Below are 22352 nucleotides of genomic sequence, written 5' to 3'. Positions count from 1 at the left end.
GAAACAAAGTCATGAAAAAGTCGAAACAGTTTTGGTCATTTGTTGCTTCATCTCTTATCGTTTATACAGTTGTTCAAGTGCTTCTTAATGTAGGCATATTGAATACCTTTCACTCTAATACATTAATTTTTATGGCCATTAATATAATGCTCGCGGTCAGTTTGCATTTAGTAATAGGTATTACAGGACAGTTTTCACTTGGTCATGCCGGATTCTTGGCAGTTGGTGCATATATCTCGGCAATCGTGACAATGAAATTAAACCTACCATTTCCGGTTGCTATAATAGCCGCAGGACTAATTGCTACAATTGCAGGGTTGATAATAGGAATACCTAGTTTGCGGCTACGCGGGGATTACCTTGCGATCGCAACACTCGGTTTTGCGGAAATCATTCGAATAGTATTTTTGAATATCGAATATGTGGGCGGAGCAGCGGGGATGCAAGTTACGCATGCAACTACATGGACTTCTGCATTTATCTGTCTTTTCGTCACAATTGTCGTTATCGTCAATTTTACAAATTCAAGACATGGTCGAGCTTGTATCTCTGTTCGTGAAAATGAAATTGCATCGGATGCAATGGGGATAAACACAACGTATTATAAAGTACTGGCGTTCGCGATTGGTTCTTTCTTTGCTGGTATCGCAGGCGCATTATATGCTCATAACTTTTATATCATTCAACCTTCAAACTTCGGGTTCTTAAAGTCCATTGATATCCTGATCTATGTAGTGTTGGGCGGTTTAGGAAGTTTATCAGGCGCAATTGTTGCAACGGTTTTGTTAACGATAGTGTCCACGTTCTTGCAAGGTTATCCTGAGACACGGATGATCATCTATAGTCTTGTACTCATCATCGTGATGCTTTATCGTCCAAAAGGTTTAATGGGTACAATGGAAATAACGGATTACTTCAAATTGTGGAGAGGTTCGAAAGGAGGCAGCCAGCATGACAAGTGAACCGTTACTTAAAATTAAAGATGTCGGTATACAGTTTGGCGGGCTGAAAGCTGTTTCGAATTTTAACATGGAAATCAATCAAGGCGAACTAATTGGTCTAATTGGACCGAATGGTGCAGGTAAGACAACGAGTTTCAACCTTTTGACGGGTGTTTATACGCCCACTGAAGGCGATATATTATTTAATGGTAAACGCATTAATGGGATGGCTCCTTTTCAAGTAACCCGTAGAGGAATTGGCCGGACGTTTCAAAATATCCGATTGTTCAATGAGCTATCTGTTTTGGATAATGTAAAAGTAGCTTATCACTCACTAGCAAAGCATTCTGTTCTGAGTTCTATGTTACGCCTTCCTTCCCATTTCGCTGGTGAAAAAGAAATGGAAGAAAAAGCGATGGAGTTTCTGAAAATCTTCGAATTGGATAAATATAAGGATGAAGATGCAAAGAACCTGGCATATGGGAAACAGCGCAGGCTGGAAATTGCACGAGCGTTAGCCACAGGACCACAGTTGCTACTACTTGATGAACCGGCAGCTGGAATGAATCCGCAGGAAACGAAAGAGTTAATGGAGTTAATCGCTTTTGTTCGTAAAAAGTTTAATCTAACAATTTTGTTGATTGAACACGATATGAATTTGGTTATGGGAATTTGTGAACGTATTTACGTATTGGACCACGGTGTACTCCTTGCTGAAGGAACTCCTGAAGAAATCCGTAATAATCCGAAAGTGATCGAGGCTTATTTAGGGGAGGAAGTTCACGAATGAGCATGTTAAAAGTTGAAAACTTAAACGTATATTACGGTAGTATCCATGCCCTTAAAGGCGTTTCATTGAATGTGGATCAGGGTGAAATTGTTACATTAATCGGTGCGAATGGCGCTGGGAAGAGTACATTGTTGAAAACATTATCCGGTTTATTGAAGCCTAAAGTGGGATCCATTGAATACATGGACCAGTCAATAGTGGGTAAACCCGCTCAGTCTATCGTAAAGGCGGGAATTTCCCACGTTCCTGAAGGAAGACGAGTATTCGCAGAAATGAGTGTTGAAGAGAATATCGAATTAGGTGCATTTCTACGAAAAGATAAAGCGGGTATTCAACAGGACTTCCAAAAAGTATACGAAATCTTCCCTCGCTTGCATGAGCGGCGTAAGCAATCAGCTGGAACCTTGTCCGGTGGGGAACAACAAATGTTGGCGATGGGTAGAGCTATCATGGCCAAACCAAAGTTACTGTTCTTGGACGAGCCGTCAATGGGACTTGCGCCTTTAATGGTAAAAACAATATTTCAAGTTGTTAGGGATATTAATAAAGAAGGAACGACAATTCTTCTTGTTGAACAAAATGCAAATATGGCATTATCAATTGCGGATAGGGCATATGTCCTAGAAACAGGTCGAGTTATTTTGTCAGGAACTGCAGAGGAACTACAGGCCAGTGAAGAGATTAAGAAAGCTTACTTGGGTGGACATTGATAGAAGAAAGGTAGCGCAGGATACAAGCGCTACCTTTTTTTAATAACTAATAAGAGTCAGAATTATAGCGTTATGACGGTTGTTTGAAGTCTAAATATATGATACATTGACAACAGTAGTTGAAATACATTAAAAGTTCAGAGGAATGGAGTCGGTCGACGTGTCATGCAAGCCGGAGCAAGGAAATAGAACCGAACATGTAAGAAAGCCCGATTGGTTAAAAATTAAGCTTAATACGAATGAAAATTATACAGACCTTAAAAAAATGATGCGAGAAAATAACTTAAATACTGTATGTGAAGAAGCACGTTGTCCAAATATCCATGAATGCTGGGGCGAGCGTCGAACTGCTACATTCATGATTCTGGGTGCTGTGTGTACACGTGCATGCCGTTTTTGTGCAGTTAAAACAGGATTGCCTACGGAACTTGATATTGCAGAACCGGAACGTGTGGCGGATTCTGTAGCTCTAATGAATCTAAAGCATACAGTTGTTACTGCGGTAGCGCGTGATGACCAGAAAGACGGAGGATCTGCAATTTTCGCTGAAACAATTCGTGCAATACGTAGAAAAAATCCGTTTACAACTGTTGAAGTACTGCCATCAGATATGGGCGGTGTATATGAGAATCTGGAACGTCTTATGGACGCCAAACCGGATATTCTGAATCATAACATTGAAACGGTACGTCGCTTAACGCCGAGAGTTCGTGCACGTGCAACTTATGACAGATCACTCGAACTTTTACTCCGTGCAAAAGAGATGCAGCCAGACATCCCTACAAAATCTTCATTGATGTTAGGGCTTGGTGAAACACATGAAGAAATTCTCGAGACAATGGATGACCTTCGCTCCCATAAAGTTGATATAATGACTATAGGCCAGTATCTACAGCCTACTAAAAAACATTTAAAAGTACAAAAGTATTATTCACCTCAAGAATTTGAGGAGTTAAGAAAAATTGCAATGTCTAAAGGGTTCTCACACTGTCAGGCTGGTCCGCTTGTACGTTCGAGTTACCATGCTGATGAACAGGTGAACGCGGCCGCAAAGGAAAGGCAGCGTCAAGGTGATGAGCTACTTGAAACAGCACTGCAAAGCTAAATTGGCGGTGAAAGTTGAATGATAGTAATTGATAGTTGGAAGTTCGATATAATGACTGACTACCGTGAGGGATTTAATGAAGAAGCGTTGCTTGCAAGATATAGTGACGTGCTCCTTAAATACGATTACATACTTGGTGACTGGGGATACGGACAACTCCGTTTAAAAGGTTTTTTCGAAGATACCAACCAGAAAGCAACGTATGAAACAAAAATTAACACATTACAAGATTATTTGTATGAATACTGTAATTTTGGCTGTGCTTATTTCGTATTGAAAAAAATGGAAAAGGTTAAACCGGAAGTTCAGGAGACAATAAAAGTACTACAAACTCCGGAAACACCAGAAATACAGGTAACAGAGGTTACTGAGTAAACCGGCTCGCGAGTGGATGCCAAATCCGCACGCGGGTCTTTTCAATTCATCGAATCAGATGTAGTATTATTATAAGATAGTCTAAACAATCAGGAGGGAAAGTCAGTGTATTTTGTCGACCGTAATCAAATTAGCGAATCACTTAGCCATATGGAAAGTTTGCTGGCGTTATATAGAAAAGGAAGTGAGTGGCAAGAGGATACAATTCATTCACTTGCGCTTGAACGGATAACACATGTAATCATTGAATCGATTATTGATGTCGGGAACTCGATGATTGATGGTTTTATCATGCGTGATCCAGGAAGTTATAAAGATATTATCGACATCATGGAAGACGAACGAGTGATTACAAAGGAAATGGCAGATCCGTTAAAACGGGTAATTGAGTTAAGAAAAATGATTGTCCGTGATTTCACCAAAATTGATGTGAATGAGATCGAGAACGTACTCAATGCATCGATGGAAGAACTTCTCATATTCCCTACCAAGGTTCGCCACTACCTAGAAAATGAACTCGGACCAGTCTCCGCTTTCTACCCAGAAGATAAATGAGTATTACTAATTATAAAGCAATTTGCCTTGACCTTGATGGGACTGTTTACAGAGGTATCGAACCAATTCCTGAAGCGGTCTCTTTTATTGGAAAAATACAAAATAGTGGTTTAGAACCTTATTTTGTAACTAATAATTCTTCTATGACACGCTTGCGACTTCAGGAGAAGTTGGCAGCATTTGGAGTTAAAGCAAATCGAAAGCACATTATGACTTCCGCCATTGCGGCTGCAAAATACTGCAAGGAAAATTTTCAAGGCGCATCAGTCATGATGATTGGTGAAGAAGGATTGGAAGAAGCGTTAGCAATTGAAGGTATAGAGCTTACGGTGGAGAATCCAGACATTGTCATCATGGGGATTGATCGTAGTATAACCTATGCTAAATTGGCTGATGCCTGTCTTGCATTACGTGAGGGTGCAAAATTCCTCGCGACGAACAGCGACAAAGCGTTTCCGACAGAGAGAGGACTTGTCCCTGGAAATGGATCATTCGTAAAGTTGCTAGAAAACGCAAGTGGTGTATCTCCGTTATTCGTTGGTAAACCCGAGTCATATATGCTTGAGTTCATTCAGCAAGAGAATGACTACTTAAAAAAAGAGATGATTATGATTGGTGATAATTACGATACGGATATACAAGCGGGAATTCGTTTTGGCATTGATACCGTTCACGTTGCAGGGGGAGTTACTTCCTTGGAAGAGGGTATAGGGAAAAGACAGAAACCGACATATTCCTATCAAACATTATTGGAGTTCTAAATCTAAAAAGCTACCCGTTAATGATTGACGGGTAGCCATAATGCTCAAAAGAGCGGATTGTCTTCTATGAATTGATAGATACGTTCTGTTAGTTCGTCATTTGTCTCAGCTTCAACAATTTCACCATTTACAATGGCGTAAAGCGTATCAGTACATTTAGTGCAATAACTTAAACAGCCATATTCGAGAACATCAAGACCGGGATCTTTCTCCAACTTCTCGAATGTTTCCTGTGAACCATTTGCAATATTACTCATGCAAAATTCGACAATTGGATTCACGATGATCACCTCGCCTATTTGGAATCCTACACTTTTTTACCTCTTTCGTCAATAATCGTGTCTTATTGTGAAAGGTGTCACAAACTGTTATAATCGAATTTGGGAAAACAACGGATTATTGTTTTACAAAGGAGAAAAAATTATGAGAAAACTTGTGCTTTTAGGTGCTGGATATGGAAATATGCGTATCTTACTTCGTTTATTAACAAAGGATCTTCCTGAAGATGTAGAAATAACACTAGTCGACCGGACACCGTTTCATAGTTTGAAAACAGAGTTTTATGCGCTGGCGTCAGGGACGGTATCGGATTCTATTGTGCGCGTTACGCTTCCTACACATGAGAGACTTAAAGTTATCGGTGGAGAAATTATCGAAATTAGACCAGATGAAAAGTGTGTCTATCTAGACGACGGCGTGCAAATAAAGTTTGATGAACTTGTTATTGGACTAGGATGTGAAGATAACTATCATGACGTGCCAGGTGCTTCGGAATATACATATAGTATCCAGACAATTGGTAAGTCCAGGATTACTTATGAGAAACTCCTAGGTCTTGGAGGCGGAGCTACGATAGGTATCGTCGGAGCGGGTTTAAGTGGAATCGAGCTTGCAAGTGAGCTTCGGGAAAGCAGACCGGATTTGAATATCAAATTGTTCGATCGCGGACCGCGTATTTTAAGGGATTTCCCTGAGAGACTCAGTAATTATGTCAAGGGATGGTTTGATGAACATAATGTAGACGTTGTTTCGAGCTCCAACATTACAAAAGTGGAACCAACTACGCTTTATAATCATGAAGAAACGATTGCCGTAGATGCTGTTGTTTGGACAGCAGGAATTCGTCCAGTTGCGCCTGTCGAAAATATTGATACAGAAAAAGACAGTTCAGGTCGCGTTATATTAAATATGTACCATCAGCTCCCTGAATTTAATGATGTATACGTCGTAGGGGACTGCGCAGCGCTTCCTTACGCACCAAGTGCACAAGTAGCTGAGGAACAAGCGGAACAGATTGTACGCGTACTGCGCAACGTCTGGAACAACGAACCTTTACCGGAGAAAATGCCTGAAATCAAGCTGAAAGGTTTCCTTGGATCCCTTGGCAAGAAGCAGGGCTTTGCATATCTTGCTGATCGTACCGTAACAGGTCGTATTGCAAGACTATTGAAGTCAGGCGTTCTTTGGATGTATAAATGGCATAACGGATAAGAGTACCACTAAACGTGGTCACATAAACGTTTGAGAGACTTTAAAATACGTTACCAACTCACAGTATCACAATTCCTTAGATGTCACCGTATCGATTTTTAATCTTTGCGGTGGCATTTTTCTATAATAAATTAGATACAAAACACCCCTAACTCGCATTCATGACTGCGGGAAGGGGTGTTTTGTGTTCTCAATTAAACTGCAGCATTATCATTTCATTCAGTTGCAACATAGCCGTGCTTTTCAAGGGCAGTAAACACAGGCTTCAATTGAATATAACCTTCACCAATCATTTCGTCATTGATCATAACGAGCGGATAGAAATATACATCCTCTTGAATTTGTTGTGAAATATGTTTATGTTTTTCGTCTGTAACTTCTGATTCGATGTCGATGTAGTCGATTACGTATGGCTGATTAGGATACTTTCTATCAATGGCTGCCTGCAGCCACTCATATGTATCCTTTGATGAAGGTGCGTTAACACAGCTGGCACAAATAATATCTGCACCATAAATTTCAATGATTGCGTTGCTTTTACTCATTTTTTTTTCCCCTTTCGATTTGAATGATGGATTTTTTCTTCTTTCCAGTTTATAATAAGTATAAGGAAAGGAGAGTTAAAAAACAATGACAGATACAATGCTTACTGAACCAGTACAAGAAGTTTTAAATAAATTACGCCCATTCCTCCTTCGTGATGGAGGAGACTGTGAACTTGTGGATATTGAGGATGGCATCGTGAAACTACGCCTTCTCGGTGCTTGCGGCACTTGCCCAAGCTCAACAATAACTTTGAAGGCTGGTATTGAACGAGCTCTTCTGGAAGAAGTTCCAGGAGTTGTTGAAGTAGAACAAGTATTTTGATGTAAACTTTAGGCGGACCGAAAATTGGTCCGTCTTTTTATTTCAAAGTTCGAATTTCCTGCCTAACTCTTTCGGCTAGTTCAATGATTTTTGGTTCGGCTGAAGTACACTGGCTTTCCAGGACACGTTAAAAACCAGAGACCGTCCCTTCAGTATATCCGATTCTCCATAAAATTTCGGCAATTGCAATTGTCAAAAGGTAATTACCTCATCTTTCTATAGCGGGATCAGGATAGACAGGTTTAAAGTTACTCTCATAGGAAGAGACTCGGGTAAATATTGATTTCATTTTCGAAGTTGTAAAACGATTACTATAATGGAAATATACTACCTTTTTATCGTAAAATGGGCTGATTTCCACTTGAATCTTCCTTTCGAACTAGTATATTCTATTATAACGTAAATTTCAAAACGCACGAGCTATTATGATTGCGTTATGGCTGAATTCCTTGTTATGATAAGGAAAAGAAAACAAAGGGAAGGTGAACACGAATGACACAGGTTGTTGAAGTTACACAAGCAGCAGCAATTCATGTTAGGGAAATGATGCGTCATAATGAGGAAGAAGGATCATTTCTGCGTGTCGCTGTGAACGGCGGAGGATGCAGTGGTCTGACATACGGAATGGGTTTTGAGAGTGAAAAATCAGCTGACGACATTTTGCTCGAGCAGCATGGTTTACAAATTCTTGTTTCGAGTGAAGATGCAGGCGTTCTTGAAGGCACACAAGTTGACTATAAAGAGTCCCTCATGGGAGGCGGATTCACAATAAATAACCCGAACGCTATTGCGTCATGCGGTTGCGGTACATCATTTAGAACTGCTAAGAAAGCAGGAGCTCCAGCAGACTGCTGATTGAATAGTACATCCTTCCTGAATTTTATTTGGGAAGGATTTTTTTACTATGTAGAGAACTTTCTGTTTTTGTCAGTATTTTCAAAAAAGTTCTATTTCAAATATACTATTGAAAAGGCGTTTCAAAAGGGCTACTATTAGAAATAGAAGTTTGTCGAAAAAAAATGACAAAGGCCAGGACTGTGTAAATCGTCAATGTAACCGATTTCACCTGGGCCGGGCATATAAAAAAATCAAAGGTGGTTTCGATCTTCGTGAATAGACCGACAATTTTAGTATTGGGTGCAGGTTACGGTGGTTTATCGGCTATTGTTAATTTGCAGAAATCTCTAGGTGCGGACGATGTAGATATCGTTCTAATAAATAAAAATGATTACCATTACGAATCGACTTGGCTTCATGAAGCCGCAGCAGGGACAATGTCTCCTGAATCTGTACGGTATGATATCAAAGACGTTATTAACAGCAATAAAGTTAAATTCGTTAAAGCTGAAGTTCAAGCTATCGACGTTAATGGGAAAGTTGTAACAACAAATGTCGGTACACATTCATACGATTACCTAGTAATTTCACTTGGATTCGAAGGAGAAACATTCGGTATCCCAGGTCTTGATAAATATGCGTTGTCTATTGCGAACGTAAAAGCTGCTCGTCAAATTCGCGAACATATTGAATATCAATTCGCGACATGGTCAATTGAAGAAGTTAAAGACGATAGCCGCCTGACAATCATTGTTGGCGGCGCAGGCTTCACAGGTATTGAGTTCCTCGGTGAACTTGGTAACCGTGTTCCTGAGTTATGTAAAGAGTTCGACGTTCCACAAGAAAAAGTACGAGTCCTTTGCGTAGAAGCAGCTCCAATGGTTCTTCCAGGATTTGATCCTGAACTTGTGGATTATGCAGTAAAACAATTGAACTCTAAAGGAATCGAATTCTCAATTGGTACGCCAGTTGTTGAAGCTACTCCTGAAGGCGTCAATATTAAAAAAGGTGATGATGAATTTGAATTCATCAAAGCTGGTACAGTCGTTTGGGCTGCAGGTGTCCGCGGTAATCGTCTGATCGAAGAGACAGGTATCGAAAACATGCGTGCTCGTGTTAAAGTTGACAAAGATCTTCGGGCTCCAGGGTACTCTGATGTATTCATCATTGGAGACTGTGCACTAATGATCAATGAAGCAGTTAATCGTCCTTATCCTCCTACTGCACAAATTGCAATGCAACAAGGTGACATGTGTGCGAATAACCTAATCGCGCTGATGAAAGGCGAAGCTACTTCAGAATTCACACCGGATCTTAAAGGTAGCCTTTGTTCACTTGGCGACAACGACGCTATTGGTGAAGTATTTGGTAAAAAAGTTACAGGTACAAAAGCTTCATTCATGAAGAAAATGGTTGATAACCGTGCGCTCTTCATGATTGGTGGAGTAGGATTAACGCTGAAAAAAGGTAAGTTCAACTTGCTTAAATAATATGCATTTCAGCACTCGCCAGTTTTACGGCGGGTGCTTTTTTTTGAGGAAATTTGTTAATTCTAGAATGTAGACCACTGAAAAAGTCCGATTTCCTTCAATGCCGTTGATTTCCGTTCCGAGCGGACGCTTTCCGCGGGCACGGCTTCAGCCAATCGAACAGCAAAGGGTTCGATTTGCCGTATTTCTGCGTTCTTTGCAGAAATTAAGGCATTCTTGCCCGGTGCTCCCAACGCTAACGCTTTTGGTCGCAAAAGCCGTTCTGCGTGACGGTTTTTCCTGCGGGGTCTTCAGCCAGGGAAGAGTGAACTTCTTTCTCTTCCTAGCTGTTCCCGCTGGAGTCGCCGCTCTTCACTACAATCAACTAGTTCTAATTAATAATATAGAACTTTTTCAGTGGCCACCGATAAGCCAGATAGGAGACCACTTTCAGTCTTATCGCTCCGGCTACCACGAAGTCGCGCCTGTGCTGGATAGTCTCTATGTAGGAAAGCGCATTTCAATATTGGGGATAGAGGTCAGCAGCCTATAGTAGGTCTTTCTGCAATGAAGTCAGTATCAAATAGTAATCACATTATAATCTCAGTTATACATCTCAAAATCACATTTCTATTGATAATGTACACCCCAGCGCAGGCGCGACAAGGGGTAGCCGAAGCCGTGAGACTGGATGCGAAGCGTTAATCCAGGCTCAGGGCGAGAGGCATCCCCAGAGCGCCAAGCGATCTACAATGTACACTCTGAACTAAAACTCTATCGATAATGTTACACCCCAGCGAAGGCCAGAGGCCTCCACAAAGCGCCAAGCGATCTACATTCTACACACCGAATCACAACTCACTCAATAATAGTAACCAAGTGACCCATTCTGATATATTTCATATATACTCTATTTCAATAAGTGATGAAACAAAATCATATTATCACCACAACGAAATTCGACAAATTATCGAACAGGCATTGTAATGTTGAAAGCATTCATCCGTTCCTGTAAAATTATAAATGGAAAACGGAGGTAGTCACATTGGGAACCATTTCTATAACGCACGTCGTATTATCCGTAATGATTTTCATTGTTATGTTCTTTGGTATAGGATTCCTAATAAATATGCTTTTGCGAATGACTTGGTTGATGGCCATTATTTATCCGATTGTCGTCATACTGATTATTGATGAAGTGAAAGTCCTCGAATATTTCACGAAGCCGAATTACGCATTCAACCTCCTTGGGGAAAAGATTATGTCACTCCACACTGTGGATGTCGTCATTTTAGCGAGTGGACTGGTTGGAGCGATAATTTCAGGCATCGTTATTAAGCTATTGAGAAAACAAGGCTATCAAATGTTTTAGGAATGGCCTAGCACACTTAAACAGCAACCCAAGTTGAATAGTTTTACCTTTCTAAATTTAAAAAGAGGGTGTATACAAGCATAAAACTGCTAGTACACACCCTCTTTTTTGTTCTTAAATGATAAATGAATATAGAATGACTGAAATTAGAATACCAGTGACAGCTCCTGCAAATACTTCACTAGGTTTGTGGCCAAGTAATGTTTTTAACTCTAGAATTTTTTGCTGGCCGTCTTTATGCTGCCAACCTTTCGCTTCTTGAACGAACGTCTGGAAGTCCAGACGCATTTGATTGATAATGAGTGCTTGTTGTCCCGCCTGATAACGGATTCCTGTCGCATCAAACATAACGATAACGGCAAAGATGGCAGAGACTGCAAAGAGAGGAGAGTCAAGTCCTGCTTCATAAGCGATTGCAGTCGTCAGAGATGTGACGGCAGCGGAATGGGAACTGGGCATCCCACCCGTTGAGGTCATCAATTTCCAGTCAAGTTTACCTGTAAGAAAAAAGTGAATTGGAATTTTGATGAATTGAGCAAAGATGATTCCGAATAATGCCGCAAGGAGCGGGGTGTTTTGTAATAAGACCATCTAGTTCAACTCCTTTTAAAGTACGGAATTTATACAAACAGTATACCATAAGAGAATGTTACAAAAAAACGATAGTCCGCCTTCCAGACGAATCAATATAAACGGCCGAAAATTTCCGCTATACTAAACAATGTATTAAAAAATGGAGGTAGTCAAATGAAAACCATAATTATGGAACCTAATTTTGGTAAAGTAGAAGCAGATGTCTTAGTAATCGGTGTACCGGAGCATCCTGAAAATGTAGAAGGCTGGAGTAGTTTTGTCAGTTCTTTTAGTCCGCGTGTGCCAGAATGGGTAAAATCAGGCGATATTAAAACAGAATTTAAAACGATTACAAAAATGCCTACTGTTGAAATACAAGGTTATAAGCGTGTCTTATTCATTGGGCTTGGTCTGCAAAAAGAATTGACTGAAGATCGGTTGCGTCAATCATTTGCAGCGATTGGCAAAGGCTTGGCAGATTTGAAAGTGGCTTCTGCTGCAATTTGGACCGCTCCATTTACGAACGACAAACTGACATGTGCTGATGTCGTGTTTGCGGCATCAGAAGGCATCGGACTTGGACTATATAAGTTCGAAGGATATCGTACCGATTCAAACGAACGCGATGTTACACTCGAAACACTCTCATTCTTGTCATTATTTGACGAAGATGAATTGAAAGCAGCATTTGAAGTGGGGAAGGTACATGCTTATGCAGTTAATGAAGCACGTAACCTTGTCAATATGCCGCCGAATATTTTAACTGCAACTAAAATGGCTGAGTATGCAAGTGAGCTTGCTAAAAAATATGACTTTGAAATTGAAGTTCTAGGTAAAAAAGAAATGGAAGAACTCGGCATGGGCGCAATTCTTGCTGTTAACAAAGGCTCGGTAGAAGAACCCAAGCTAATCGTCATGAAATATGCCGCAACAGAAAAATGGGAAGATGTCATCGGGCTTGTCGGTAAAGGTATTACATATGATACCGGGGGTTATTCCTTAAAAACGAAAGATGGAATGGTTGGCATGAAAGGTGATATGGGCGGTGCTGCTGCAGTGCTTGGTGCGATGACCATCATTGGAGAGCTACGACCAGATAAAAATGTAATTGCTGTGATTGCTTCTACAGACAATATGGTTTCTGGTGACGCCTTTAAACCGGATGATGTCATTACTTCACTGAGCGGAAAAACGATTGAAGTGCTCAATACGGATGCAGAAGGGCGTCTTGTACTTGCAGATGCAGTTACATACGCTTTGCAAGCAGGTGCAAGCTGCCTCATTGACGTTGCTACACTAACTGGCGGAGTTATCGTTGCGCTCGGTATGGACAAGACGGGAGCGCTTACAAACGATGAAGGTTTCTTTGAAGAATTCATGCATGCTTCAATGGAAACAGGAGAATTTGTCTGGAGGCTTCCACTTACTGAAAATGATAAGAAGAGAATACGTAAGAGTGATGTAGCGGATTTAAATAATTCACCTGGCAGAGATGGTCATATGATCTTCGGAGGCGGGTTTGTCGGTGAATTCGTTGGTAACACACCTTGGATTCACCTAGATATCGCGGGAACGTCAGATGCCCAGTCCGCACATGACTTAGGTCCAAAAGGTGCAACGGGTGTCATGGTAAGAACGCTAGCGACGCTTGTTGAACGTCTAGCCGAATCTGAACTAGAAGGCTGATAGGCAATTGTCCCCCTTTGAGACACCTCGCTTGAATAGTATAAGTGGGAAGGGAGGATAACTATGACGAGACGTTATGATGGTTATCGCGGCCGTGGCCATGGTCGTGGAAATAGATATGGTGGATTTGGTGGATTTGGTGATTTTGGGGGTCCTTTTATCGGAGGCTTTGCTGGTAGCTTACTCGGTTCTGTCCTAACCCCATCGTATGGATATGGTGGTTATCCTTATAGAGGATATCCTTCCTACTACGGTTACCCTCCATATCCATATGGCTATCAACCGTACCCTTATGGATATTATGGTCCTTACTAAAACTAAAAAACACATGACAACCTGAACTCGGGTTGTCATGTGTTTTTTATTCTTTGGTTTTATATGTTCCAGAAGCTTTTTGTTTAGCTTCTTTGATCACTTCTGCAAGGTCGTCACCAACAGTTCGTTCTGTTGGTTTAACACCCGAAATATATGCTGCGCGACTCATCAGATGTCCGCCAACTGGAGAGGTAATAAACAGAAATGCAATTGCAAGAAGGAGTTGTATACTAAAGTGTCCTTCTTTCAACCAAAAGTGAAAAAATACACCTAACAGAATACTAAGCACGCCCAGAGTCGCACTTTTAGAAGCCGCATGCGCTCTTGTATACAAGTCTGGTAAGCGAATGACGCCAATGACTGTCACGATAGTGAAAACAATGCCAACAACGATTGTTAGGACAATGAGGATATTAGCTATTACGATCACGCTCAATTATCTCTCCTTTCTCAATGAATTTAGAGAATGATGCGGTTCCGATGAATGACATAATTGCAATCAGCAAGATGACTTCCATGAAAAACCCTGTATCGAAAATGACAGACAGCAGAGCAATCGCTGAAATAAGCATGACGCCAATTGCATCAAGTGCAACAAGCCGATCCGGGATTGAAGGACCAAGGTAGAGACGATACAATAGTCCAACAATCGACAGGATAACAAGAATGAGAGAAACCCATATGAATGTTGTCATGGTCGACTCACCTCCTTAATTGCTTTTTCAAATGTGTTTTTAATGGAGTCAATTGCATCATCGACATCATCGACATCGATGGCGTGGACATAAAGTGTTCGTTGATCATCTGAAACGTACAAAACAATCGTTCCAGGAGTCAATGTGATCAGACTAGATAACAATGTGATTTCCCAGTCATATTCAAGGTCTGTCGGCAAAGCGAAAATCATAGGCTGAAGATTTAACTTCGGACGCAGGACGACCTGTAACACTGAAATATTGGACAATGTCAACTCCTTAAAGAAGAGGAGTACTAATTTCCATGCCGCCCAAAGTCGCCAAATGTATAGTCTGTTCGGGAAAAAACGTCTCGTCATAATGATTAATAGCAGACCAATCAAGAATCCAATGATGAATGTCGAAGCGGTGAATGAGGTGCTTATGAACATCCAGACGAGAGCGATGAAAAAGTTCAATAATAGTTGAAATGCCATCGTCATCTACTCCTTTAACACCGCATCAATATAGATGGACGGTTGTAGTAATACATCTGTTGCATCCGTCATGTAAGGAACGAGCCATTCAGTACCTACCCCGTACAGCACGGACAAGATGACTAATACAATAGCTGGAGCCATCATCTTCCGGTAAGAACGACTGTCTGTTTTAGGTAATTCTCCATGAAGTCCGGGCTTGCCCCAGAATGCATAGACAAAGATTCGAATAACGGATAACAGTACAACAAGACTCGATGCCAGGATGACGATACTTCCGAAGACGTGACCTGCCTCAAATGCACCTTGGACGATTAAAAGCTTTCCGACAAAACCGCTTAATGGCGGAATACCTACCAAACCAAACGCTGCGATTAAGTAAATCCAACCAAGGGAAGCATGAGTGTTCATCAAACCACCCATTTTACGCAAATTGTATGTACCCGTTACATAAGCAATGATTCCAATTAAAAGGAATAAAGCTCCTTTAATTAGCATGTCGTGGATTAAATAGAATACAGCGCCAGTTAAACCAGCCTCGTTCATTTGCGCGGCGCCGAATAATATGACGCCCACGGCAATTACAATATTGTAAATGATAATTTGTTTTAAATCGAAATAAGCGAGTGCACCTATACAACCCGCAATGATTGTGAGTAGAGCCAGTATGGATAATAACCCATGTGTAAAATCTAAATCATGAACAAAGAACAGTGTATACGTTCGGATGATTCCGTAAATACCCACTTTAGTCAGCAATGCTCCGAAGAGTGCAAGAATGGGTGTGGGCGGTGCTGCATAAGAACCCGGCAACCAGAAGTAAAGTGGAAATAGGGAACCTTTGACACCGAAGACGATAAGAAAGAGGACTGCGATTACGGTTATGATACCGGGTTGTCCAATTTCAGCTATCTTCACCGAAATATCGGCCATATTTAATGTACCGATGACTGAGTAAAGGAATGCTACCGTAATAACGAACAGGGCAGATGATATAACATTAACGAGTATGTATTTGATTGATTCGCTGAGCTGTTTTTTCTTGCCGCCGAGAACGATTAGTAGGTAAGAGGCGATAAGCAGCACTTCGAAAAATACGAACATATTGAAAATGTCACCTGTTGTAAAAGCACCATTAATGCCTGTAATCATGAACAAGATAGCAGGATAATAGAAGTAGCGCTCCCGCTCTTCACCAATCGCTGTGAAGCTGTAGATCACAACAAACAGTGTTATTAAGAGTGTTGTCGTTACTAGCAATGCGGATAACATATCTGACACCATCGAAATACCAAACGGTGCCGACCAACTTCCGAGAGTAATTGCTTGCACGCCATCCGCTTTCACTTTTGCAACAAGAAAAAGTGCAGCAACCAAGCTTACCAAAAGTCCGATGCATGTTAGCGAGCGCTGTACCTTGATATTCTCCTTGAAAAAAAGAAGAATAATTGCGAAAAAGAAGGGCAATAGGATTGGAAATAAAAGCAGATTAATCATGTTCGTCATTTCCTCTCATGAGATTCATGTTATCAGTCTTGTGCTCAGCATATGTCCGATAAGCCAACACGAGAATGAATGCGGTCACTCCGAAACTGATTACAATAGCCGTTAATATTAGCGCCTGTGGTAAAGGATCAGCATAATCAGTGATGCCTTCGGCCAAGACAGGCGGAGAAGCACCACCAAGTCCACCCATCGTAAGGATAAGTAAATGGGCACCATGACTCAACAGGCCTGTCCCGAGAATGATTTTAAGGAGGCTTCTGGAAAGTATCAAATAGACAGCTGCCATGAAAAGAATTCCGATGACGATAGCCATTATAAATTCCATTACTCATCTCCTCCAATCGTTTGAATCATTGTAACGGCGGCACCAACAACAACGAGATATACACCGGCATCAAAGATCATTGCAGTATGAAGGGAAGTTGTCCCAAATAGAGGCAAAGTGAAATCATCAAATACATGTGTAAAAAATGGAACGTTGAAGAAAATTGAACCTGCAGCCGTTCCGAGTGAAAGTAGTAAACCGATAGCTGTCACAATCGTGAAGTTAAAAGGTAAAGCTCTTTGCACAGTTTTCAGGTCGAATGCTAAAAGTAGCAGAACAATTGCGCCGGTAGTGAGGAGTCCTCCTACGAAGCCTCCCCCTGGTGTGTAGTGTCCCGCAAAGAAAATATGAATTGAAAAAAGGAAAATGATGAAGAATACGAATTTTGTTGCCGTTTGCAAAATGACATCATTTGTTTTCATCCGTACTCTCCTCCTTTCTTGACAGCTTTAGGCGAACCATCGCAATGACGGCGATTCCGACGATTGATAGAACGGTGATTTCAAATAATGTATCAAAACCACGATAATCAACGAGAATGACGTTGACGATATTCCCGCCCCCAGCTTCAGAAGCAACTGTATCTTTATAATACTGAGATATTGATGGAATCAGTTTTTGTGAATGGGCTGATAGAGCTACCAATGTTACTGTAATACCTACACCGGCGGCTATAATCGCATTACCCACCTTGTTGCGCTTCGTTTGTCCATGGTTATTAAGCGACGGCAAATGTTTATAGGCCAACAGGAACAGTGCAACTGAGATGGTTTCAATTACGAGTTGTGTAAGCGCTAAATCCGGTGCTTTAAACAGAACAAAGAATAATGCAACCGAATATCCGACTGCGCCGAGTGCGATAATTGCCGACAGCCTCGTCTTGGCTAGAAGAACCATACTAACCGCCAGAACTAAGATAATCGCAGTCAGGATTCCATATAAGGTTACCGGTGCAAAACTATTCATATCTAAGACGAATGCTTCTTTGATAAAGAGCGTTGCCGACGTTATGGCAGCGATAAAAGCAAACATATAAATCAGATACGTACGGATTAACCCAGTCATGTAAAAACGAGAAAGACGGTTCATTCCACCTTCGCTAAATAACATGGCTGAATCATAAAGAGCGTTTAATGAAAAATACTCAGGTTGAATGTCATATAACTTGTGCCATCTTTTCATTGTCAAGAAGAGTACGAGACCTACTCCGACAAGTGAAATCGTCATCCATAGTTCAGGAGCGGCGATGCCATGCCAAGCCGCAACATGTACTGCAACTTCAGAAGGATGGCTATACAAATCAGGCTGGACAGCTATCACAGCAGGTTTAACCAACCATTTCCCAATCAAATTCGGGATAAAGAAAATAGTGACAACGAGTATAGCTAGAATGGCAGGAGCTACAAGCATGCCGACAGGTGCTTCATGCGGTTTTTTCGCAAGAAGTTCACTTTTTTGTTGTCCAGTGAACGTCTTAAATACAAAGTAGAAGCTGTAAACGAATGTGAACACACTAGCAATCCAAGCGATAACTGGGAAGATAATTCCCCAAGTTGCAAAGTTGAACAGTTCAAAATGACGAATGGCGAGCATTGATTGAAGGAACATTTCTTTACTCAGGAAGCCTCCGAATGGGGGCAATCCTGCCATCGACATAGACCCGATGAATGCCACTGTGAAACTGACGGGCATGATGCTCATTAATCCGCCAAGTTTACGAATATCGCGGGTACCTGTTTCATGGTCGACAATACCTGCAACCATGAACAAGCTTCCTTTGAAGACCGCGTGGTTAATCAGATGAAAGATTGCTGCGAATGTTGCGAATTTTAAAATTGGATCGTCTGAGTGATAGGCAAGTGCACCTGCACCGAGCAAGGACATGATAAGTCCAAGTTGACTAATTGTCGAAAAAGCAAGTATTGCTTTCAAATCGGTCTGTTTCACTGCAAAAAGAGAGCCCCAGAACAATGTTAGAAGGCCGATGCCAGTAACAAGCCAAATCCAAACTTCAGAAACTGCGAAGATAGGAGTGAATCGAGCGACAAGGTAAAGGCCTGCTTTTACCATGGTTGCAGAGTGCAGATATGCACTTACCGGGGTAGGCGCTTCCATCGCATCGGGCAACCAGATGTGGAACGGGAACTGTGCTGATTTCGTAAATGCGCCTAGTAAGACTAGAACGAGTGCCAGCGTGAAGTATTCATGTCCTACAAACGTGGAAGCATTTGCGATAAGTTCACGTATAGAAAACGTGTCGCCCATTATTCCGAGTAAGACAAATCCACCAAGCATCATTAAACCGCCAAATACGGTAATCATCATCGATTTTAATGCACCAAATCGAGAACGATCACGTGTATTCCAATAGCCAATTAGCAGGAATGATGAAATGGATGTCAGCTCCCAAAATAAATAGAGAGAAATTACATTATCCGATTGCACGACTCCTAACATGGCGCTCATGAAAATAAGTAGAAAAACGTAAAAGTTATTTAGTTTTTCCCGATTTTTATCGAGATAAAAAATGGAGTAGAGGACCACGAGTGCGCCAATACCTGTAATTAGCAAGGTGAACAGCAGGCTAAGCCCATCAATATACGATACGAACGAAATACCGAGCGATGGAATCCATTGAAGCTCAGATACAGCATGTCCGCCGTCCATTGTTGTCTTGATAAATCCAATGTAATAAATGAAAAGGGCTACAGGAACTAGTAAAACGAACCAACCAGTATGTATATCTTTTAATTTCCTGAATAGGAAAGGTACAAATAAGGCTGCCACAATAGGCAGAAAAATCAGCAATACGAAATTCAAGAAAATTCTCCTTCCTGATGATTGAAACATAACTTTCTGCAATGTTATAAAGTATAACGTATATTGGGGGTATTTGCATTGAACATTTCCGCACCTTATTGCATCTTTCGACTCTCTTCTTATATTATAGAGTTGAAGAAAGAGAACTACTTTTGAGGTGTAAAATGAAAAATCCATACATATTCGGTTATTTGCCTTTCTTTACAATTGTGCTTTTCAGTTTAACATTCGGTGTTTACACAGTAGGAGTGTCTGTTGAGCAGTTCAAAGGAATTGGTCTGTATGCAGGTATGAGAGAATTCCTAACGGAAATACAGTTACGTATTTTCTTACTAGTCATCTATTCATTATTGTTTTTCATGGTGTTTTCCGCGCTAAAGTTAATTGCGGAGACAATTCATGAAACAGCAATGCTGTTCTTTTCAAAAGACGTATTGGGAGAATCGTATAGCCAAGCTCGGGGAGGTAATGTCATTTACTTTTTCGGCGCGCTCGCATCAGTGTTAGGTGTCAATTCAATCGTACTATTAGGTACTTTGTTTTTACTGACGACTTTCATTTACTTTGTCTATGTCGTTTACAAGTTAAGCAGATACATGACAATTGTCAGCACGATTGGACTTATTATTTTTGAAATAACATTTTGGTGTGTGCTCATCTCCACAATTGTCTATATTTTATTGAAACTCTATACAGGCGTTATCGCAAGTTTGCCATTCATAGGCGAAAAAATAGACTAGCCATTTGGTGAAGGGCTAGTCTCGGAGTAATGCCGAAAATATCTGGAGATGCAGTTTTCGGTCACTCACATTTTTAACTGACTGCGGAATATCAGAGCCGACCCAGACAGCCGTTGTATAGGTATCGTTCATGCCGCCAACCCATAAATCTTTATAATGATCCGTTGTTCCAGTTTTTGCTCCAGTATACGCGGTGCTATAGCTGATGCCACGCCCCGTCCCATTTAATACGACATCCTGCATCAAGTCGCGAACTTTTTTAACTGTAGAAGGGGACCAGACATCGCTCTTAACTTCCGGCCATTGATAAAGAATAGTACCCTTTCTATCCTTCACTGCACGAATCGCATGGACAGGTGAATACGTCCCGTTGATGAAACTGGAATAGGCACCTGCCAGTTCAATAGGCGTCACACCTTTTGAAAAACCGCCTAGTGCGGCTGAATAGTTCATATCTCGTTTTGTAACGGATTTAAATCCAAAGGGTTCTATAAAACCGAATGCTTCTTCAATTCCAACCATCTGAAATAACCTAACGGCTGCCGTGTTATGACTTTGTCGGAATGCCTCTTTGACCGTTACATCGCCATAGACAAAACCACCAATATTTGTTGGACAGTACGAGCCGATGCATATATTTCCGCTATTGATGGGCATATTTTCAGTATAGGGACCACTTTCAAATAGCGGGGCATAGACTAGAAGCGGTTTGATGGCGGAACCTGGTTGTCTGACTGCCTGATAAGCACGATGGAAGTCAAACTTTTTATAGTCGACCCCGGCAAAAATACTGACGATTTCTCGTGTGTCATTGTCGATAACAGCAGACCCAGCTTCTACACCAACGGGTTTTAAAATCGCGGAGATAGTCTGTTCATCGCGCAACTGTTTTTTAGAGTCAAGGGCTGTTTCAATAATGAGTCCTTCTGATAAAACCTCAGCGGTACGCTGTTTCACTAACGCTTCAAGTGCATTTTTTTCTGCATCACTTGAAGCGTTTGCTACTGCTTCTGACAATCCTTCTGATTGCGCTATAAGATTAGTAAGTTCAGCAAGGACATATGTACTGTATGCGGGGAAGGCATTCATTTTTTGTTTTAGGTTTAATTGAACGCTCGTATTTTTATATCGTTCAGCTTCATCGGCAGTAATGCTCCGAGCTTTTACTAAGACAGAAAGAAGACGTTCCTGTCTAGTTTTTGTCTGATCGAAATGCTTTATAGGATCATACATACTTGGGTTATTCGGAATCGCTGCGAGAAAGGCAAGTTCAGCTTCATTCAGCTCATTTAGAGATTTGCTGAAGTAGTATGTTGCGGCGGCACTAATTCCGTAGACTTGATTGCCGAAATACATTTCATTCAAATACATTTCTAAGATTTCATCTTTGGATGATTGTCTTTCCAGCTCAGCTGCATAGAAAAGTTCAGTCAGCTTGCGTTCATAAGTCTTCTCTGTGGATAAAAAGCGCATTCGCACGACTTGTTGTGTAATGGTAGATGCTCCCTGTCTGATATCGTCTGTCACTGTGTTAACAGCAAAAGCACGCACGATTGCTGCAATATCATATCCGCGGTGCTCGTAGAAACCTGAGTCTTCACTTTCGAGAAAAAGTTGGCGAACGAATAGTGGAATGGTTGACAGTGGGACAGGGTCGCGCCACTCTATGTATTCCTCCGCAAAAATTAAACCGTTGCGATCCTTCAGTGCTAAGGGATTGTTACTCGTTGGGGGGGACAGCTCAATGGATTGATAGATCTGTTCTTTGAAAGACTCTGCACTCTTCAATTCGATCGCAATCTCTTTTTGAACAATGAGTAGCAAGGGAATCGTGAGAAGGATAAATATGAAACCGATAAATTGCTTCAATGTCTTTGAGCTCCGTTCAAAAATCATATAATAACAAAAATATAGCACACTACGGATATCGAAGTGTGCGAATT

At 41.2% G+C, this 22352-nt stretch carries 26 protein-coding genes; 15 read left to right on the top strand and 11 right to left on the bottom strand.

What is annotated here, in order from left to right; genetic code table 11:
- Window positions 1–11: 11 nt before the first annotated feature.
- The 7 genes from AC25Y5_RS13615 (at window position 12) to AC25Y5_RS13585 (ending at window position 5237) form a co-directional block, all read left to right on the top strand.
- Entirely contained in the window at window positions 12–962 is a 951-nt protein-coding gene (locus AC25Y5_RS13615) for a branched-chain amino acid ABC transporter permease (protein ID WP_482105863.1), read from the top strand.
- Entirely contained in the window at window positions 952–1731 is a 780-nt protein-coding gene (locus tag AC25Y5_RS13610; RefSeq protein ID WP_482102241.1) for an ABC transporter ATP-binding protein, read from the top strand. Before AC25Y5_RS13615 ends, AC25Y5_RS13610 begins: the two co-directional genes overlap by 11 nt.
- A 2-nt stretch (window positions 1732–1733) precedes the next feature.
- Complete coding sequence (locus AC25Y5_RS13605) at window positions 1734–2441, top strand: ABC transporter ATP-binding protein (protein ID WP_482102356.1); 708 nt, start codon at window positions 1734–1736, stop codon at window positions 2439–2441.
- A gap of 145 nt (window positions 2442–2586) precedes the next feature.
- Window positions 2587–3546 (top strand): lipoyl synthase, encoded by a 960-nt coding sequence (gene lipA, locus AC25Y5_RS13600; RefSeq protein ID WP_482102240.1) that lies wholly within the window; start codon window positions 2587–2589, stop codon window positions 3544–3546.
- An 18-nt stretch (window positions 3547–3564) separates the two neighbouring features.
- Entirely contained in the window at window positions 3565–3921 is a 357-nt protein-coding gene (locus AC25Y5_RS13595; RefSeq protein WP_488140763.1) for a YutD family protein, read from the top strand.
- A 105-nt stretch (window positions 3922–4026) separates the two neighbouring features.
- A complete protein-coding gene (locus AC25Y5_RS13590) occupies window positions 4027–4476 on the top strand; it encodes a DUF86 domain-containing protein (protein ID WP_488140762.1) in 450 nt (149 codons plus the stop codon).
- A complete protein-coding gene (locus tag AC25Y5_RS13585; protein WP_488140761.1) occupies window positions 4473–5237 on the top strand; it encodes a TIGR01457 family HAD-type hydrolase in 765 nt (254 codons plus the stop codon). Before AC25Y5_RS13590 ends, AC25Y5_RS13585 begins: the two co-directional genes overlap by 4 nt.
- Window positions 5238–5281: 44 nt before the next feature.
- On the opposite strand, the gene AC25Y5_RS13580 is transcribed toward AC25Y5_RS13585, so the two are convergent.
- Window positions 5282–5518, bottom strand: a complete 237-nt coding sequence (locus AC25Y5_RS13580) for a YuzB family protein (protein WP_482102236.1) — start codon at window positions 5516–5518, stop codon at window positions 5282–5284.
- A gap of 142 nt (window positions 5519–5660) precedes the next feature.
- Between AC25Y5_RS13580 and AC25Y5_RS13575 the strand changes: the two genes are divergently transcribed.
- Window positions 5661–6728 (top strand): NAD(P)/FAD-dependent oxidoreductase, encoded by a 1068-nt coding sequence (locus AC25Y5_RS13575; RefSeq protein ID WP_488140760.1) that lies wholly within the window; start codon window positions 5661–5663, stop codon window positions 6726–6728.
- 215 nt (window positions 6729–6943) lie between these two features.
- Here the strand turns inward: AC25Y5_RS13575 and AC25Y5_RS13570 are convergent, their stop codons facing one another.
- On the bottom strand, window positions 6944–7273 hold the full coding sequence (locus AC25Y5_RS13570) for a YuzD family protein (RefSeq protein WP_482102234.1): 330 nt from the start codon (window positions 7271–7273) through the stop codon (window positions 6944–6946).
- An 85-nt stretch (window positions 7274–7358) separates the two neighbouring features.
- Between AC25Y5_RS13570 and AC25Y5_RS13565 the strand changes: the two genes are divergently transcribed.
- From AC25Y5_RS13565 to AC25Y5_RS13550, 4 genes are all read left to right on the top strand, one after another.
- Window positions 7359–7595, top strand: coding sequence for a NifU family protein (locus AC25Y5_RS13565; RefSeq protein WP_488140759.1), 237 nt, complete (start codon window positions 7359–7361; stop codon window positions 7593–7595).
- A gap of 492 nt (window positions 7596–8087) precedes the next feature.
- Entirely contained in the window at window positions 8088–8450 is a 363-nt protein-coding gene (locus tag AC25Y5_RS13560; protein ID WP_488140758.1) for a HesB/IscA family protein, read from the top strand.
- A gap of 254 nt (window positions 8451–8704) precedes the next feature.
- Window positions 8705–9922: an NAD(P)/FAD-dependent oxidoreductase gene (locus AC25Y5_RS13555; RefSeq protein WP_482102231.1), complete on the top strand. Its 1218-nt coding sequence runs from the start codon at window positions 8705–8707 to the stop codon at window positions 9920–9922.
- Between the two features lie 1024 nt (window positions 9923–10946).
- Window positions 10947–11273 (top strand): YuiB family protein, encoded by a 327-nt coding sequence (locus tag AC25Y5_RS13550; RefSeq protein ID WP_488140757.1) that lies wholly within the window; start codon window positions 10947–10949, stop codon window positions 11271–11273.
- 114 nt (window positions 11274–11387) lie between these two features.
- Here the strand turns inward: AC25Y5_RS13550 and AC25Y5_RS13545 are convergent, their stop codons facing one another.
- Window positions 11388–11864, bottom strand: coding sequence for a divergent PAP2 family protein (locus tag AC25Y5_RS13545; protein ID WP_488140756.1), 477 nt, complete (start codon window positions 11862–11864; stop codon window positions 11388–11390).
- 156 nt (window positions 11865–12020) lie between these two features.
- Between AC25Y5_RS13545 and AC25Y5_RS13540 the strand changes: the two genes are divergently transcribed.
- Complete coding sequence (locus AC25Y5_RS13540) at window positions 12021–13532, top strand: leucyl aminopeptidase (protein ID WP_488140755.1); 1512 nt, start codon at window positions 12021–12023, stop codon at window positions 13530–13532.
- A gap of 63 nt (window positions 13533–13595) precedes the next feature.
- A complete protein-coding gene (locus AC25Y5_RS13535) occupies window positions 13596–13847 on the top strand; it encodes a hypothetical protein (protein WP_488140754.1) in 252 nt (83 codons plus the stop codon).
- A 46-nt stretch (window positions 13848–13893) separates the two neighbouring features.
- Here AC25Y5_RS13535 and mnhG read toward each other — a convergent pair whose 3' ends face one another.
- From mnhG to AC25Y5_RS13500, 7 genes are read right to left on the bottom strand one after another with little or no spacing between them, the layout of a single operon-like run.
- On the bottom strand, window positions 13894–14277 hold the full coding sequence (mnhG, locus tag AC25Y5_RS13530) for a monovalent cation/H(+) antiporter subunit G (protein WP_488140806.1): 384 nt from the start codon (window positions 14275–14277) through the stop codon (window positions 13894–13896).
- A complete protein-coding gene (locus tag AC25Y5_RS13525; protein WP_482105856.1) occupies window positions 14261–14542 on the bottom strand; it encodes a Na(+)/H(+) antiporter subunit F1 in 282 nt (93 codons plus the stop codon). Before AC25Y5_RS13525 ends, mnhG begins: the two co-directional genes overlap by 17 nt.
- Complete coding sequence (locus AC25Y5_RS13520; protein ID WP_482102225.1) at window positions 14539–15018, bottom strand: Na+/H+ antiporter subunit E; 480 nt, start codon at window positions 15016–15018, stop codon at window positions 14539–14541. Before AC25Y5_RS13520 ends, AC25Y5_RS13525 begins: the two co-directional genes overlap by 4 nt.
- Before the next feature lie 6 nt (window positions 15019–15024).
- A complete protein-coding gene (locus tag AC25Y5_RS13515; RefSeq protein ID WP_488140805.1) occupies window positions 15025–16515 on the bottom strand; it encodes a Na+/H+ antiporter subunit D in 1491 nt (496 codons plus the stop codon).
- The gene (locus tag AC25Y5_RS13510) at window positions 16508–16849 is read right to left on the bottom strand and encodes a Na(+)/H(+) antiporter subunit C (protein WP_482102223.1); all 342 of its coding nucleotides are present in this window, start codon (window positions 16847–16849) and stop codon (window positions 16508–16510) included. Before AC25Y5_RS13510 ends, AC25Y5_RS13515 begins: the two co-directional genes overlap by 8 nt.
- A complete protein-coding gene (locus AC25Y5_RS13505) occupies window positions 16849–17271 on the bottom strand; it encodes a Na(+)/H(+) antiporter subunit B (RefSeq protein WP_488140753.1) in 423 nt (140 codons plus the stop codon). Before AC25Y5_RS13505 ends, AC25Y5_RS13510 begins: the two co-directional genes overlap by 1 nt.
- Window positions 17258–19669 carry a Na+/H+ antiporter subunit A gene (locus AC25Y5_RS13500; protein ID WP_488140752.1) on the bottom strand — a complete coding sequence of 804 codons (2412 nt, stop codon included), beginning with the start codon at window positions 19667–19669 and terminating at the stop codon, window positions 17258–17260. Before AC25Y5_RS13500 ends, AC25Y5_RS13505 begins: the two co-directional genes overlap by 14 nt.
- A 164-nt stretch (window positions 19670–19833) precedes the next feature.
- On the opposite strand from AC25Y5_RS13500, the gene AC25Y5_RS13495 reads away from it, so the two are divergent.
- Window positions 19834–20409, top strand: a complete 576-nt coding sequence (locus tag AC25Y5_RS13495; RefSeq protein ID WP_488140751.1) for a DUF5366 family protein — start codon at window positions 19834–19836, stop codon at window positions 20407–20409.
- A 15-nt stretch (window positions 20410–20424) separates the two neighbouring features.
- Here the strand turns inward: AC25Y5_RS13495 and AC25Y5_RS13490 are convergent, their stop codons facing one another.
- Window positions 20425–22278: a transglycosylase domain-containing protein gene (locus tag AC25Y5_RS13490; protein ID WP_488140750.1), complete on the bottom strand. Its 1854-nt coding sequence runs from the start codon at window positions 22276–22278 to the stop codon at window positions 20425–20427.
- Window positions 22279–22352 lie beyond the last annotated feature (74 nt).

The organism is Sporosarcina sp. Y1011, assembly GCF_057669885.1.
The sequence above is the reverse complement of the archived record's forward strand: the minus strand, read 5'-3'. Positions and strand labels throughout refer to the sequence as shown.

Bases quoted from the DNA above. Each gene is read 5' to 3' on its own strand.
- AC25Y5_RS13515 (WP_488140805.1), bottom strand. From the start codon at position 16,515: ATGATTAATCTGCTTTTATTTCCAATCCTATTGCCCTTCTTTTTCGCA.
- AC25Y5_RS13565 (WP_488140759.1), top strand. From the start codon at position 7,359: ATGACAGATACAATGCTTACTGAACCAGTACAAGAAGTTTTAAATAAA.
- AC25Y5_RS13525 (WP_482105856.1), bottom strand. From the start codon at position 14,542: ATGACAACATTCATATGGGTTTCTCTCATTCTTGTTATCCTGTCGATT.
- AC25Y5_RS13510 (WP_482102223.1), bottom strand. From the start codon at position 16,849: ATGGAATTTATAATGGCTATCGTCATCGGAATTCTTTTCATGGCAGCT.
- AC25Y5_RS13560 (WP_488140758.1), top strand. From the start codon at position 8,088: ATGACACAGGTTGTTGAAGTTACACAAGCAGCAGCAATTCATGTTAGG.
- AC25Y5_RS13585 (WP_488140761.1), top strand. From the start codon at position 4,473: ATGAGTATTACTAATTATAAAGCAATTTGCCTTGACCTTGATGGGACT.
- AC25Y5_RS13505 (WP_488140753.1), bottom strand. From the start codon at position 17,271: ATGAAAACAAATGATGTCATTTTGCAAACGGCAACAAAATTCGTATTC.
- lipA (WP_482102240.1), top strand. From the start codon at position 2,587: ATGGAGTCGGTCGACGTGTCATGCAAGCCGGAGCAAGGAAATAGAACC.
- AC25Y5_RS13570 (WP_482102234.1), bottom strand. From the start codon at position 7,273: ATGAGTAAAAGCAACGCAATCATTGAAATTTATGGTGCAGATATTATT.
- AC25Y5_RS13520 (WP_482102225.1), bottom strand. From the start codon at position 15,018: ATGGCATTTCAACTATTATTGAACTTTTTCATCGCTCTCGTCTGGATG.
- AC25Y5_RS13605 (WP_482102356.1), top strand. From the start codon at position 1,734: ATGTTAAAAGTTGAAAACTTAAACGTATATTACGGTAGTATCCATGCC.
- AC25Y5_RS13545 (WP_488140756.1), bottom strand. From the start codon at position 11,864: ATGGTCTTATTACAAAACACCCCGCTCCTTGCGGCATTATTCGGAATC.
- AC25Y5_RS13495 (WP_488140751.1), top strand. From the start codon at position 19,834: ATGAAAAATCCATACATATTCGGTTATTTGCCTTTCTTTACAATTGTG.
- AC25Y5_RS13595 (WP_488140763.1), top strand. From the start codon at position 3,565: ATGATAGTAATTGATAGTTGGAAGTTCGATATAATGACTGACTACCGT.
- AC25Y5_RS13610 (WP_482102241.1), top strand. From the start codon at position 952: ATGACAAGTGAACCGTTACTTAAAATTAAAGATGTCGGTATACAGTTT.
- AC25Y5_RS13615 (WP_482105863.1), top strand. From the start codon at position 12: ATGAAAAAGTCGAAACAGTTTTGGTCATTTGTTGCTTCATCTCTTATC.
- AC25Y5_RS13535 (WP_488140754.1), top strand. From the start codon at position 13,596: ATGACGAGACGTTATGATGGTTATCGCGGCCGTGGCCATGGTCGTGGA.
- AC25Y5_RS13540 (WP_488140755.1), top strand. From the start codon at position 12,021: ATGAAAACCATAATTATGGAACCTAATTTTGGTAAAGTAGAAGCAGAT.
- AC25Y5_RS13575 (WP_488140760.1), top strand. From the start codon at position 5,661: ATGAGAAAACTTGTGCTTTTAGGTGCTGGATATGGAAATATGCGTATC.